Annotated in this window: 13 protein-coding genes; 1 reads left to right on the top strand and 12 read right to left on the bottom strand. The window is 66.1% G+C overall.

Going from position 1 to position 12,793, the window contains the following annotated elements:
- Nucleotides 1-55 precede the first annotated feature (55 nt).
- The 8 genes from AC50X7_RS07660 to uraD all read right to left on the bottom strand — a co-directional run bounded on the left by AC50X7_RS07660 (nt 56) and on the right by uraD (nt 7,213).
- Complete coding sequence (locus AC50X7_RS07660) at nt 56-1,324, bottom strand: MFS transporter (RefSeq protein WP_494978455.1); 1,269 nt, start codon at nt 1,322-1,324, stop codon at nt 56-58.
- The gene (locus AC50X7_RS07655) at nt 1,321-2,124 is read right to left on the bottom strand and encodes an ABC transporter ATP-binding protein (RefSeq protein WP_494978454.1); all 804 of its coding nucleotides are present in this window, start codon (nt 2,122-2,124) and stop codon (nt 1,321-1,323) included. The genes AC50X7_RS07660 and AC50X7_RS07655 overlap by 4 nt, the downstream gene beginning before the upstream one ends.
- Nucleotides 2,121-2,936 carry an ATP-binding cassette domain-containing protein gene (locus tag AC50X7_RS07650; protein WP_494978453.1) on the bottom strand — a complete coding sequence of 272 codons (816 nt, stop codon included), beginning with the start codon at nt 2,934-2,936 and terminating at the stop codon, nt 2,121-2,123. Before AC50X7_RS07650 ends, AC50X7_RS07655 begins: the two co-directional genes overlap by 4 nt.
- 166 nt (nt 2,937-3,102) lie before the next feature.
- Complete coding sequence (gene purM, locus AC50X7_RS07645) at nt 3,103-4,251, bottom strand: phosphoribosylformylglycinamidine cyclo-ligase (protein WP_494978452.1); 1,149 nt, start codon at nt 4,249-4,251, stop codon at nt 3,103-3,105.
- Complete coding sequence (purF, locus tag AC50X7_RS07640) at nt 4,248-5,918, bottom strand: amidophosphoribosyltransferase (protein WP_494978451.1); 1,671 nt, start codon at nt 5,916-5,918, stop codon at nt 4,248-4,250. The genes purM and purF overlap by 4 nt, the downstream gene beginning before the upstream one ends.
- Nucleotides 5,919-5,976: 58 nt before the next feature.
- Nucleotides 5,977-6,291, bottom strand: a complete 315-nt coding sequence (locus AC50X7_RS07635; protein ID WP_494978450.1) for a hypothetical protein — start codon at nt 6,289-6,291, stop codon at nt 5,977-5,979.
- Between the two features lie 89 nt (nt 6,292-6,380).
- On the bottom strand, nt 6,381-6,719 hold the full coding sequence (gene uraH / locus AC50X7_RS07630; RefSeq protein ID WP_163165858.1) for a hydroxyisourate hydrolase: 339 nt from the start codon (nt 6,717-6,719) through the stop codon (nt 6,381-6,383).
- Nucleotides 6,716-7,213: a 2-oxo-4-hydroxy-4-carboxy-5-ureidoimidazoline decarboxylase gene (gene uraD / locus AC50X7_RS07625; protein ID WP_494978449.1), complete on the bottom strand. Its 498-nt coding sequence runs from the start codon at nt 7,211-7,213 to the stop codon at nt 6,716-6,718. Before uraD ends, uraH begins: the two co-directional genes overlap by 4 nt.
- A gap of 266 nt (nt 7,214-7,479) precedes the next feature.
- Between uraD and AC50X7_RS07620 the strand changes: the two genes are divergently transcribed.
- Nucleotides 7,480-8,703, top strand: a complete 1,224-nt coding sequence (locus tag AC50X7_RS07620) for a sensor histidine kinase (RefSeq protein ID WP_494978448.1) — start codon at nt 7,480-7,482, stop codon at nt 8,701-8,703.
- A 44-nt stretch (nt 8,704-8,747) separates the two neighbouring features.
- Here the strand turns inward: AC50X7_RS07620 and AC50X7_RS07615 are convergent, their stop codons facing one another.
- Genes AC50X7_RS07615 through AC50X7_RS07600 form a run of 4 tightly spaced genes read right to left on the bottom strand, consistent with a single transcriptional unit; the run spans nt 8,748 to nt 12,564 of the window.
- The gene (locus AC50X7_RS07615) at nt 8,748-9,170 is read right to left on the bottom strand and encodes an ATP-binding protein (protein WP_494978447.1); all 423 of its coding nucleotides are present in this window, start codon (nt 9,168-9,170) and stop codon (nt 8,748-8,750) included.
- Nucleotides 9,163-9,495 carry an STAS domain-containing protein gene (locus AC50X7_RS07610; RefSeq protein ID WP_494978446.1) on the bottom strand — a complete coding sequence of 111 codons (333 nt, stop codon included), beginning with the start codon at nt 9,493-9,495 and terminating at the stop codon, nt 9,163-9,165. The genes AC50X7_RS07615 and AC50X7_RS07610 overlap by 8 nt, the downstream gene beginning before the upstream one ends.
- On the bottom strand, nt 9,485-11,455 hold the full coding sequence (locus AC50X7_RS07605; RefSeq protein WP_494978445.1) for a glycosyltransferase family 2 protein: 1,971 nt from the start codon (nt 11,453-11,455) through the stop codon (nt 9,485-9,487). The genes AC50X7_RS07610 and AC50X7_RS07605 overlap by 11 nt, the downstream gene beginning before the upstream one ends.
- Nucleotides 11,452-12,564 (bottom strand): PP2C family protein-serine/threonine phosphatase, encoded by a 1,113-nt coding sequence (locus tag AC50X7_RS07600; RefSeq protein ID WP_494978444.1) that lies wholly within the window; start codon nt 12,562-12,564, stop codon nt 11,452-11,454. The genes AC50X7_RS07605 and AC50X7_RS07600 overlap by 4 nt, the downstream gene beginning before the upstream one ends.
- Nucleotides 12,565-12,793: the final 229 nt, after the last annotated feature.

Below are 12,793 nucleotides of genomic sequence, written 5' to 3'. Positions count from 1 at the left end.
GGCGGCTGTTAGCCGGGTTGAGCGTTATGGGTTTTGCGTTTGGTTCTGCGCTGGCTTAAAGCTTGGCCGGCAGGAGCCTTGAAAGTCCGACGGCGGGAATCACCATGAGTGCCGCCATGACCGCCCAGGGCCAGACGGCGTCAGGTCCCGGTTGGGAGGCGCCCGAGTACAGCGGTCCCAGGGCAAAGTTGCCCAGCAGCACCGCGCAACCGCCCATGCTTGCCAGAAGTCCGTAGTAAATGCCGGTCCGGCGCCCGCGGGCAAAATCGAGGACCAGGGGCATGGCCACCGGTCCGATGCACATGTGTCCCAGGCAGAGCCCCACCACAAGCAGCAGCGGCGGCAGGAGCGGCAGTGTACCGGCGGCTGGAAATTGGGCGAGCACGGCCATGGTGGCGAAGGCCAGGCACTTCAGGAGGAAGCCCACTGTCAGTGCCCGTCCTGCACCGATCCGGGTTGTCAGCCGGGAGATTGGCCATTGCAGCGCAACGGTGAGGATGGAGGCGGCCGCGAACAAAGCGGCCAGTGCCGCCGGTCCTGCACCGCTTCTGGTCAGTTCGATGGGCAGCCCGAAGTACAGCTGGTTGTAGGCCAGCAGGTTCACGCTGTAGAGGGCGGCGAAGGCTACATAGCGCTTGTCCCGCAGCATCGCCGCGACCCCGTCATCCGGCGGCCCCGAGGAAGGCGGCACGGATGGGGAATGCTTGTTCGCCTCCCGGTTTGGGGCTCCGGCGGGCACACTGTGCCACAACACCCCTGTCATCACGGCGAAGACGGCGGCCCCGGCCAGCGCGGCCCAACTGAAGGAAAGCCCCAGCAGCAGGGCGCCCACCAGGGGGCCGGTCACGGCCCCGATCTCTCCGCAGATGGCGAGGAGCGCGAAAAGGGCAGGTGCCTTCCCGCTGGTGTTCCGCCGTCGTTCCTCTGCCTTGCCAACCAACGATTCCAGGGCGGGGGAGAACAATGCACCGCCCATCCCGGTCAGCACGGCGCCCAGGAGGAACAGCGGAAAGCTGCCGGCCATGGCCAGGATGAGGTAACCGGAGATGCGGACCAGGCAGCCCACCAGCATGGCCCGCCGTGGCCCAAACCGGTCGGTGATCATGCCGCCCACCAGGAAGAGCCCCTGCTGGCTGAAGACGCGGGCGCCCAGGACCACACCCACGGCGGTGGCCGTCATGCCAAAGTCCTGGGTCATGACCAGCGCGAGGAACGGGACCACGGCATAAAAACCAATGTTGAAGATGAGCTGGCTGGCGAGCAGGAGGCCAGTGGCCGGGCGGGACTTCGTTGCTGCCGGGTCTATGGCGCTGAGTGCAGTCACAGGGCAGCCGCCGGGACGTTGCGGTGGAGCTGCATGCCTGCTGATGCCTGCACGAGTTCGACGGCGGCCGGGCTGGCGGGGTTTTCCAGCACCTGGTCTGTTGGCCCTTGTTCCACAATGCTGCCTTCCGCCAGGACGGCGGTGGTGCCGCAGATCCGGGCGGCCGTTGCGAGATCGTGGGTTACCAGGAGCATTCCCAGGCCTTCCTCCCGCACCAGGCCGTCCAGCAACGAAAGGACGGTATCCCGCAGGGGGAGGTCCAGGCCGCTGACGGGCTCGTCGGCCAACACGTACGACGGCGAGACAACCAAAGCGCGGGCGATGGCCACACGCTGGTTTTGACCGCCGGACAGCTCTCCCGGGCGGCGCTCCGTCAGGGCAGCCGGCACCTCGACGCGTTCCAGGGCCTGGCCGATCAGAGCCCGGTGGTTTCCCTCCACCCGGAGCTGCCGCAGCGGCTCCATCAGCAGTTGCGAAATAGTCATCCTGGGATCGAGGCTTCCTCCCGGGTTCTGCGGGATGTACTGCACCGCGCGGCGGTACCAGCGCAGCGTTCGGACAGCGCCGGGCCGTATGGTCTGGCCGTCGAGCGTCACGGAGCCGGCAGAGGGCTTTGCCATGGCCAGGAGAATCCGAACCAGGGTGGACTTGCCGGAACCGGAACTCCCCACCAGCGCCGTGCTGGTGCCGGGGGCGAGGCTCAAACTGATGTCTCGGAGTGTTTCCAGGGGCTGCCGGTTGCGGAAGCCGCGGGCGGGGTAGGCGAAGGAGATGCTGTCCGCGGCCAGGGCGTCGGTCATGCTGCCACCGCAGTTTCCAGTGTTGCCGGAGCCGCAAGCAGCAGTGCACCTGTGGCTGCTGCCACCAAGCGCCGCGTGTAGGGGTGGCGCGGGCTGCGCAGCAGTTCGGCCATCGGTGCTTCTTCGACGATCCTGCCGCCCTCCATCACCAGCGCGCGGCTGCAGAGCGATGCGGCGGCCGAAAGGTCGTGGGTGATGAAGAGGAGGCTTCGGCCTTCGGCTCCCCACGTGCGGAGGGTCGCGAGGACCTTGGCCTGGGTCACGACGTCCAGCGCCGTAGTGGGCTCGTCTGCTACGAGGACGCGGCTTCCGCAAGCCAAGGCCAGGGCGATACAAACTCTCTGCAGCTGCCCGCCGGAAAGTTCACCGGTGTAGCGGGGAAGGATTGCTGTGGGTTCCGCAATTCCGGCCTGGGCCAGGAACCGGGCAGCGTGCGTCCAGGCGTCGGTCCGGCGAAGCCCGGCCCTGCGTAACGGAACGAGGAGTTGTTTGCCCACCGGAACCAGCGGGTTGAGGGAGCTTTGGGGATCCTGGCGGATGAGTGCCGCGTTTGCTGCGGCGGCAGTCGTCCTGCCTGCCATCTTCCGGGCGCCTACGCCAGGCTCACCTCCGAAGGAGACCTCCCCGCTGACGGTGATCCCGTCCGGAACGGTTCCGGTCAGGGCCGACGCGGTCAGCGACTTGCCCGATCCCGAGGCGCCCAGCAGCGCGACGCACTCGCCGGCCTGGAGGGAGAACGTCAGGGGGTGCACCAGCCGCTGCCCGGCATGCGACAGCGCGAGGTTCGTCACGGAGAGGGCGGGTGCAGGCATCTGGGCATCGTTTCGTGTAAGGACTTCAGGACAGGTCCTCATACTAACAATAATCATTCGCAATTAGACAATGGGTCGTTGGTTGACCCGACATCATTCATCCCTTAAATCCGTAACCGCGCTTATGGAGGTCCATAAGCGCGGTTGGTGGGACTTTGATGCTGATTTACGCGTAGGCGTTGACCAAGCAGACTGCGCCGCCGTCCACACCCTTGGCGCCCTGTACGTAATCCGGGCCGGACTTGAGGATCGAGTCCGAATCCTCGGTGACGGTGCCCATGACCCAGGACGGCAGGCCGCGGTCGTTCAGGCGGGAGACGGCGGCGTCTGCGGCGTCGGCGGAGACGATGGCCACCATGCCCACGCCCAGGTTCAGGGTGCGTTCCAGGTCAGCCAGCGGCACGTTGCCCAGTTCAGACACCAGCTTGAAGATGGCCGGCAGTTCCCAAGTGGCGCGGTCCACCGTGGCCACGAGGCCCTGGGGGAGTACGCGGGCCAGGTTGGCCGCCAAGCCGCCGCCGGTCACGTGGCTGAAGCCGTGCACTGCGGAAGCGCCGGTGACAGGGAAGGTGCGGGCGAGGTCCAGGCAGTCCGCCGCGTACACACGGGTGGGCTCGAGGAGTTCCTCGCCCAGCGTGCGGCCGAGTTCGGAAACCTGCCGGTCCAGTGCCCAGCCGGCGTGGTTGATGACGCGGCGCACCAGGGAGTAGCCGTTTGAGTGCAGGCCGGACGATGCCATACCGATTACAACGTCGCCGGCGCGGACGCGGTCCGGCCCCAGCAGGGCGTCGGCCTCGACAACGCCGGTGGCTGCCCCCGCGACGTCGTACTCGTGCTCGCCCAGCAGTCCGGGGTGCTCGGCGGTTTCGCCACCCACCAGCGCGGTGCCAGCTACCGAGCAGGCTGCGGCGATGCCACGGACAATGTCGGCGATGCGCTCGGGTACTACCTTGCCGCAGGCGATGTAGTCCGTCATGTACAGCGGCTCTGCGCCCACCACCACGATGTCGTCCACCACCATGCCCACCAGGTCGAAGCCGATGGTGTCGTGGATGTCCATGGCCTGGGCGATGGCAACCTTGGTGCCCACGCCGTCGGTGGACGTTGCCAGCAGCGGCCTCTTGTAGGTCAGGAGCCTCGAGACGTCGTAGAGGCCGGCGAAGCCGCCCACCCCGCCGATTACCGAGGAATTGTGGGTGGCCTTGACGGCACCCTTCATCAGCTCGACGGCGCGGTCGCCGGCTTCAACGTCGACGCCTGCGGAGGCGTACGTGATGCCGGAGGTGTTGCCGGAGGCGGGGGCAGCGGAAGTCATACGGACTCTTTCTTGTCAGTGCCGGCGGCGGCATGTACGTCTGGCACAAGGTCGGCTTCGGTCAGCAGGTTCTCAAACTCGGAGTCCGGTCCGGGATCGCAGCCCGTGGCGCCGGATTTCTCCGCCGGGTCCACCTGGGGATCCACGGCAAGGGCCGCGGTGACGCCGGGGAGGGCGGACGGCGAGGGCTTCAACCCGCCGAGGTCCGTTCGTTCCAGCAGGTTCTTGCCCAGCTTGTCTGAACCCGGAAGCTCGATGGGGTACTTGCCGGTGAAGCACGCGGTGCACAGGCGCTCCCGCGGCTGCCGGGTGGCTTCGATCATGCCGTCTTCGGAAATGTAGGCGAGGGAGTCGGCGCCGATGGCCTGCGAGATTTCCTCGATGGTGGCGCCGTTGGCGATCAGCTCGGCGCGGGAGGCGAAGTCGATGCCGTAGAAGCAGGGCCACTGCACGGGCGGGGAGGAGATCTTGACGTGAACGGATGCGGCACCGGCTTCACGGAGCATCCGGACGATGGCGCGTTGCGTGTTGCCGCGGACGATCGAGTCATCCACCACCACCACGCGCTTGCCGCGGATTACGGACTCGAGGGCGTTGAGCTTAAGCCGGATACCCAGCTGGCGCAGCGTCTGCGAGGGCTGGATGAACGTCCGGCCAACGTAGGAGTTCTTGACGAACCCGTGGGCGAAGGGGATGCCGGATTCCTCGGCGTAGCCCACGGCGGCAGGGGTGCCGGACTCGGGAACGGGAATAACGATGTCTGCCAGCTGCGTGTTTTCGCGGGCCAGCTGGCGGCCCATCTCCACGCGGGACTCGTACACGGAGCGGCCGGCGATGGCGGCGTCCGGACGGGCAAGGTAGACGTACTCGAAAACGCAACCGGCCGGCGTCGGCTCCGCAAAGCGCTGGGAGCGCACGCCCTGCTCGTCGATGGCGATGAACTCGCCGGGCTCGATTTCGCGAATGAAGCTGGCGCCGACGGTGGCGAGTGCGGACTGCTCGGAGGCGACAACCCAGCCACGTTCCAGCCGGCCGAGGACCAGGGGGCGGATGCCGTAGGTGTCGCGGGCGGCGTAGAGGGTGCCTTCGTCCATAAAGACGAAGCAGAAGCCGCCCTTGATCTTGGGCAGCAGTTCGATGGCGGTTTCTTCGAGGGTCTTGCCCGGCTCGCCTTCCAGGAGTGCTGTGACCAGGGCGGTGTCCGAGGTGTTGCCCTGTTTCATCTCCCCGGTGAGCTGATCGCCGTTGCGTTCCTGGATCATGGCGTTGAGTTCGGCCGTGTTGGTGAGGTTGCCGTTGTGCGCCAGGGCAACGGTTCCGGTCCTGGTGGCGCCGAGGGTGGGCTGGGCGTTGGCCCAATGGCTGGCTCCGGTGGTGGAGTAGCGGCAGTGGCCCACTGCCAGGTGCCCGGTGAGGGTGTTCAGGGTGGTCTCGTCGAAGACCTGGGAGACGAGTCCCATGTCCTTGTAGACGTTGATCCGGTTGCCGTCGCTGGTGGCTATACCAGCGGACTCCTGACCGCGGTGCTGCAGTGCATACAGCCCGTAATAGGTTAGTTTTGCTACTTCTTCACCTGGTGCCCAGACTCCGAAAACGCCACAGGCGTCCTGCGGGCCTTTTTCGCCAGGGAGAAGATCATGGGAAAGTTTTCCATCGCCGCGTGCCACTGGTCGATTATCTCACGACATGGGGTAAGACTTTTCCGGCCGCCCGTTTGTGACCGGGCTAGGGCTGGGAATCGGTATCCGGTTCGGAGTCCGGGACGGACTCCACCACGGCCCGCTGCTGCCGCTTGACGCTGCGGCGGTCCAGGATCAGCGCCAGCACAGCACCAAGGACCGCGCCGGCGCCGGCGAACAGCACCAGGAAGAATCCGAACACCGAGCCGGGGTCGAAGCTCTCGCTTGCGGGCAGCCCGTAGGCCACCGCCGCAGCCACCCCCACACCCACCAGTGCGCCCAGGACCAGGAACGGCACATACTTGGGCGCACGGCGGACGGTGATCTCGCGGCGCTCGGTGGGGGGTTGTTCAGAAGCCATGCCTCAAGCCTACATTTCCGCCGTTGCCCTATCAGTTACGGCTGCTTCACCCCCGGTTTGAGGACCATAAGTGAGGGCAGCGAGGGGGTTCAGCTGCCGCGGTACGTGGAGTAGGCGAACGGGCTGAGCAGGAGCGGGACGTGGTAATGCTCGGGGCCAGTGACTTCGAACACCAGGTCCACCTCGGGGAAGAATGTTGCGGTCTGCAAGCCGGCGTAGTAGCTCCCGGTGGCGAAGTTGAGCTTGTAATGTCCGGGTTCCAGCTGCTCCGGGCCCAGATCCTTCGCCCGGCCGTCGGCATCCGTAGTGGAGCCTGCAAGTTCCTGCCAGCTGCCGCCGTCGTTTTTGTAAAGCACGACGGCGACCCCCGCCGCCGGGCGTCCGGCGCCTGTGTCGAGGATATGGGTAGTGACGTGGGAGACGCTCATTCGGTGATCAGTCCTTCAAGCCGCAGTACGGCAATCTCGCGCAGCTGCTGGGCCACGATGGTGTCTTCTTCGGCGGGGGAGTTTTCCAGCCGCTCCTTCAGGGACTGCAGAATTTCCGGGGCGGTACGGCCGGCGGCGCGAATCAGGAAGACGCGGCCGAACTTCTCCTCGTAGTCCCTGTTGCCCTGGGCCAAAGCCTCCGCCAGGGCGGTGTCCGCGGGATCCACCCCAGCCTGCTCGGAACGGGACATGGACGCCTCTGTGGTGGCCGCCGTCGGACGTTCGCCGATCCGGGGGTGGTGCGCCATGGCGGACTCCACTTCAGCCGGGGTGAAGGGGTTTGCGGCTTCGGCTGCAAAAGCCAGGAGCGCGTCCGTGGACGGAAAGGGCCGGGCTGCGGCGACAGTGTCCACCCAGCGCTGCACATCAATGCAGGGTCGAAGGGTATCCGCGGCCAGGGCGGTGTCCGCAGTATTGAATTCGGCAAGCTTCATGCTGGCTGGTTCCTCGGTGACAAATGCTGGCATCCATGGTGACGGCTATGCGGAGGCCGGACTTCCCGACGCCCAAGTGCCGGTAGTACCAGCTTCAGGCTTCCGCATCATGGAACTGTTATTTCAACATACGTAATATTGAAGTAGAGCATGCGGTTGGTGTCAAGAGGCTACCGCAGGGATCAGACCCAGCCGGTATTATCGCGGGAGAGCCACAAGCTCAACGACAATGCTGGGGAAAACAAAAGAATATGGACGGGACGGCTATGCAATTGCTGACCGATCAGGACCCGCGGGACCTTGAACTGCGGGAATATGGGCTGCTGCCTGCCGCCGCCGGACAGATTCCGGGACTGGTTGACGAACAGGCCCGTGGTGCAATTAATAGCTTGGTCCGCCTGGCGGCCTCCTTGTGCGGAGTGCCCTACAGCGTGGTCAATATCATCACGGCGGACCAGCAGCTGCAGATCGCTGCTTCCGGAATAGATGCCGGCATTTGCTCCCGCGACGACTCCATGTGCGCCAGCGTGTTCCTCGACTCGGGGACCACCGTGGTCCGGGATGCCTCCCAGGACCCGCGCTTTGCCGCCAACCCGTTCGTGACAGGGGAGATAGCGGACGTGCGTTTTTACGCGTCGGTGCCGCTGAAGTCCTCCAGCGGGCTGGTGTTCGGGTCACTCTGCGTGTTCTCCGATGCTGCCGTGCTCCCCACACGCGAGCAAATTGATGAAGTGGAGGTCCTGGCGCTGCAGGTTGTGGAGCTGCTTGAATTGCAGCTCCGCACCCTGCAGCTCAATAACGCCCTGGCCGAGCTGGAGCGCAGCAATGCCATGCTTGCCGAGTTCGCTGGCCGCGTCAGCCATGACCTCCGTGCTCCGCTCACCACCATCCTTGGTTACGTGGAGTTAGCGGAGGATGATCCCGAAATTTCCAACGATCACCCGGCCAGGGAATATCTGCAGCTCATCGGCAGCGGCGGGCACCGAATGCTGGGCACCCTCGAGGATGTGCTGGACTATTCCCGGGCTGAGGGGCAGCTGAACCGGGAACGGGTTTCATTGCTGGCAGTGACGGCCGAGGCTGCCCAGGACCTTGGTTTAAACCTTGGCCTGGCCAGTGGCATCCTCTGCGAGGATTCCGAGCTGTATGCGGACCGCGCCCAGCTGCGCACCCTGCTGCAAAATCTGCTCGACAACTCCCTGAATTACCGGGACACCCAACGGGACCTCAGGGTGGCAGTGACTGTCACCAAGTGCCCCCGCGGAGTCACCCTCCATGTTGCCGACAACGGCAAGGGCATCCTTCCCGCGGACCGCTCCAGGGCCTTGGAGCCCTTGGTGCGGCTGCACCGGCCCGGGGACGGCCCCGGCACAGGGCTGGGCCTGGCCACGTGCCGCCGGATCGCGCAGGCGCACGGCGGAGAGCTCACCATCAGCGATACTCAGGGCGGCGGTGTCACGGTTTCGGTGACGTTCCCGGCGCAAGGCTGAGGCGGCCCGCCCTCCCGGTTCAGCCTGCCCGGCACCGGCGGGAATCAGCCCTGCGAGGTCCGGGACAGGACCCAGGTGTTGGTGCCGTCCTGCCGCTCGAAGGTGACCGTGGTGACCAGCGCCTGGATCAGCGCCAGGCCGCGGCCGGACTCGGCGTCCTCGCCCGGCGTCGCCGGCTGCATTGGCCCGAACGGCGGCTTGGCGTGATATGCGCTGACCCGGGCCTGCAGCAGCGTGTGCTGGACGGAAATGTCCACGCCGAGCTCCACCGGATCCTCGCCGGCGGGCTCGGCGTGCTGGACGATGTTCGACGCTGACTCGATGACCGCGGTCGTAAACGTCATCTGGTCCATCTCCTGGACAAAGGGGACGTCGAGCCAGAGGCTGTCGAGGTGGTTATGGACGGATTCGATGGCGTCCTCGGCAGCCAACCCGCGGAAACTGCGGGACGCCAGGACCTCAGTCATTGCTGAACGCCTCCGCGGCCGAACCGTAGGACGTGAGTACTTTGTCCATGCTGGTCAGCTGAAGGACCATCATCACCTGCGGCTGCACGGCCGCGATCCGGAGGTCCCCGCCCGCTTGCCGCGCCGCCTTGAGGCAGCCTATGAGCGCGCCAAGTCCGGAGGAGTCCATGAACGCGGTCTTCTCCAGGTTCACCACAATCCGGTTTGACCCGCCGGCGATCACGTTGGTGACGAACTCGCGCAGCTTGGGCGCGGAGACCATGTTCAGCCGCCCGTCCGCCTTGACCTCCGCATACGAGTCCTTGACCTCATAGCTAAACTCCATCGGGATTCCTCTCTGTAACAGCCGAATCTGCGGCCGGTTCATAACCCTTGTAAAGCACTGCCCGCACCAGGATGCTCATGACCACCAGGTCGAAGATGACCCAGGCGACGTTCACCAGCGTGCCCAGCGGTTCTGCCAGCCCGGTGGCCAGGCGGATGATTCCGACGACGGCGGCCGCGGCCAGCAGCACGGACACCACAATCTGCGGCTGGATCAGGCTCCAGCTGGGGCCGCCGTTCTGGCGCGCCTTGGGAGTGACGGCAAACCCGAGGGGACGGCCGAACCAAACGTTCCGGGCCGCCGTCGAGCACGCCTTGATCCAGGTGGGGAACAGCGCCAGGCTGTACTGCTGGCCGCGCCAGGTGGGGATGCCGCGGCCGGCCACGGCGAACAGCAGCTGGTTGACCACCATGAACGGGATGAACCGGATGAAGAAGTCCCAGCTCAGGCTCGTCACCGGCAGTATGCCCAGCAGCAGGTAGATGATGGGGGCGGCGAAGTAGATGACCGCTGCGTAACCGCTGAGGTAGGTCCACATGGTGGCGAAGTACATCAGCCGCTGGCCGAGCTTGAGGCCCTTCTGCACCAGCGGGTTCTCGCGCAGCAGCACCTGGATGGTGCCCTGGGCCCAGCGGAGGCGCTGGGTGAGCATGGTCTTGAGGTCCTCCGGTGCCAGCCCGTACGCGAGAATCTCGTGGTGGTAGACGCTCTCCCAGCCCATGGCGTGCATGCGCATTGCGGTGGCCATGTCCTCGGTGACCGAGATGGTGGCCAGCGGCATAACCGGCTGGGCTTCGTCGTTGCGCTCCACGGACAGCGCGTCCAGGACGGCCTGCACGGATTCGAGCGCACCCAGGGGGGACCAGTCGCGGGCGGACATGCGCTGCACGGCGTCATCAGCCACCACCGGAACGCCGGCCTCGCCCACGTGGGCCAGTTCCATGGCGGCGATCTCTTCGAGGTCAGCCTGGAGGGCCTCGACGTCAGCCATCACCAGGGTCTGCACGGCGGCGTCCACGCGGCGGCGTACCCGGTAGGTAATCTCACTCAAGGCTCCGCCGGCGTCCAGTTCCTGCTGGGCTTCGCCGGTGGCCGCCTCCACCTCGTCGAGCACCCGGGCCACCAAAGGCGTCTCCATGTCCGCGGACTTCCGGGCCTGCTTAATGGCGGAGCGGGAGGCGGCCAGCGCCCGGCGGATGCTCTTCTCGGTTTCCTTGACGTAGCCCACCAGGCCCAGCTGCATCAGGGCTTCACGGCGGAGTATGGCGTTGGAGCCGCAGAAAAAGGCGGCGTTCCACCCGTCCTTGCCCTGCTGGATGGGACCGTAGAAGAGGGGTGCCTGGCTGCCGAGGGGATCGTCTGCCGGGACGTTGCTGAAGTACTGCGGCGTCTGGACCAGTGCAACGCGGCGGTTGTTGAAGTAGCCGAGGGTCTTTTCGAGGATGTCCGGCTCGGGAATCTGGTCCGCGTCCAGGATCAGGAGGAACTCGCCGTGGGTCTGCATCAGTGCGTTGTTCAGGTTTCCGGCCTTCGCGTGCCGGGGCAGGTTGGAGGTCCAGTCCTCGCTGCGGGTGACGTAGCCCAGGCCGTGCTGCTCGGCCAGGGCCTTCATCTCGGGGCGCGCACCGTCGTCGAGGATCCAGGTGCTGTGCGGGTGCCGGATCTTCTGGGCGGCCAGCGCGGTGGTCATCACCATTTCCAGGTCTTCGTTGTACGTGGTGATGAAGACGTCCACAGTGGCATCATGCGGCGGCGGCGGGGCTCCCTTGCGGATTTTCAGTTTCCACACCGTCATGCCGAACAGCATGACGTCGATCAGGCTGTAGGTTTCGGCGATCACCAGGGGCACGGCGATCCACCAGGCCTCCCAGTTCAGCGACGCGGCCCAGCGCCAGGCAATGTAGTTGACGCCGGTGATGACGGTCAGCACCACCACCAGCCGGGTGAGGAACCGGGTCATGCGGCAGCTTCTTCCGGAAGCCGGCGGACCACAACCACCGTAACGTCGTCCTCAGCGGTATCGGCCGGGGCCAGGGCCAGGATGGCGTTGCTTATTGCCTGGGCAGACTCCTGGCTGCGGGTGGCGCTGCGCACCGCTTCCGTGAAGTCCTCGACGGAGTCGAAGACGTCCAGCACGCCGTCGCTGACCACCACAAGGGAATCGCCCGGGACGAGTTGGAGGTTGGACTGCGGCCACTCGGTTCCTGCCCAGGCGCCGACGGGCGGGCCAGCGGAGGGGAGGCGCTCAGCAGCACCGCCGGACCGGACGTGCAGCGCAAGCCCGTGCCCGGCGTCGACATAGCTGACCGTCCCGGACGCCGCGTCCAGCCGCGCGTGGAACAGGGTGACAAAGGAGTTGGAGGAGTCCAGGTCCGTGGCGATCGCCTTGCTGGCGGAGGCGAAGGCGCCGTCCAGGTCCTGCCGGTGCCCCATGGAGCGCATCACGGCGCGGACCGTTGCCGCGATGAGCGCGGCCCCCATGCCCTTGCCCATGGCGTCGGCGAACGTCAGGTGCAGCCCGTCCGGGGTCTGGTACCAGTCGTAGAAGTCCCCGCCCACGCTGCGGGAGGGGCGGAACATGCCGGCGACGTCGTAACCATCAACCCGGATGTCTTCCTTGGGAAGGAGGCTCTGCTGGACTTCGGTGGCGCGTTCCAGCTCGCTGCGGGCGACCGAATCGGCGGCGGCGGACGGGCGCCGGCGGAAGAGGGCGTTGATCCGGGACTGCAGCTCGCGGGGGCTGAACGGCTTGCTGAGGTACTCGTCGGCCCCGTTGTCCAGGCCAGTTAGTTTGTCCAATTCGTCAGCGCGGGCGGTGAGCATCACGATGAAGGCGTCCGAAAACTCGCGGAGCAGCTTGCAAACTTCCAAGCCGTCGATGTCTGGCAAGTTCAGGTCCAGGGTGACCAGGTCCGGCTTGCGACGGCGGACTTCCTCCACTCCGGGCAGGCCAGCTCCCGCCTCGGTGACGTCGAAGCCCTGCTTGACCAGGACGCGGACCAGCAGGCCGCGAATGTCCGGGTCATCCTCAATGACAACGGCACGGCGGGGTTCGGGGGGAGAGACCATAGCTCTACTTCTACCGTATTAACCCCCACAGGGCATGTCGCAGGGGCTGTTGCGTTACGCCGCCTGTTGACCGGGGACGCGGAATGCGGCTTCGGCTTCCGGCACCGCTGGGGATCTTGCGCCAATCTTGGGACCTGCTTGCCCGGGCGTTGAGGAAGGCCCGGGACACTCGAAGGCAGGAAACAGCTTCGCGAGCACGAGGGTCAAAGACGACCTGTCTGGAGGCTGG

Source organism: Pseudarthrobacter sp. Hb11 (genome assembly GCF_059383655.1).
This window is presented reverse-complemented; position numbering and strand designations above follow the sequence as displayed.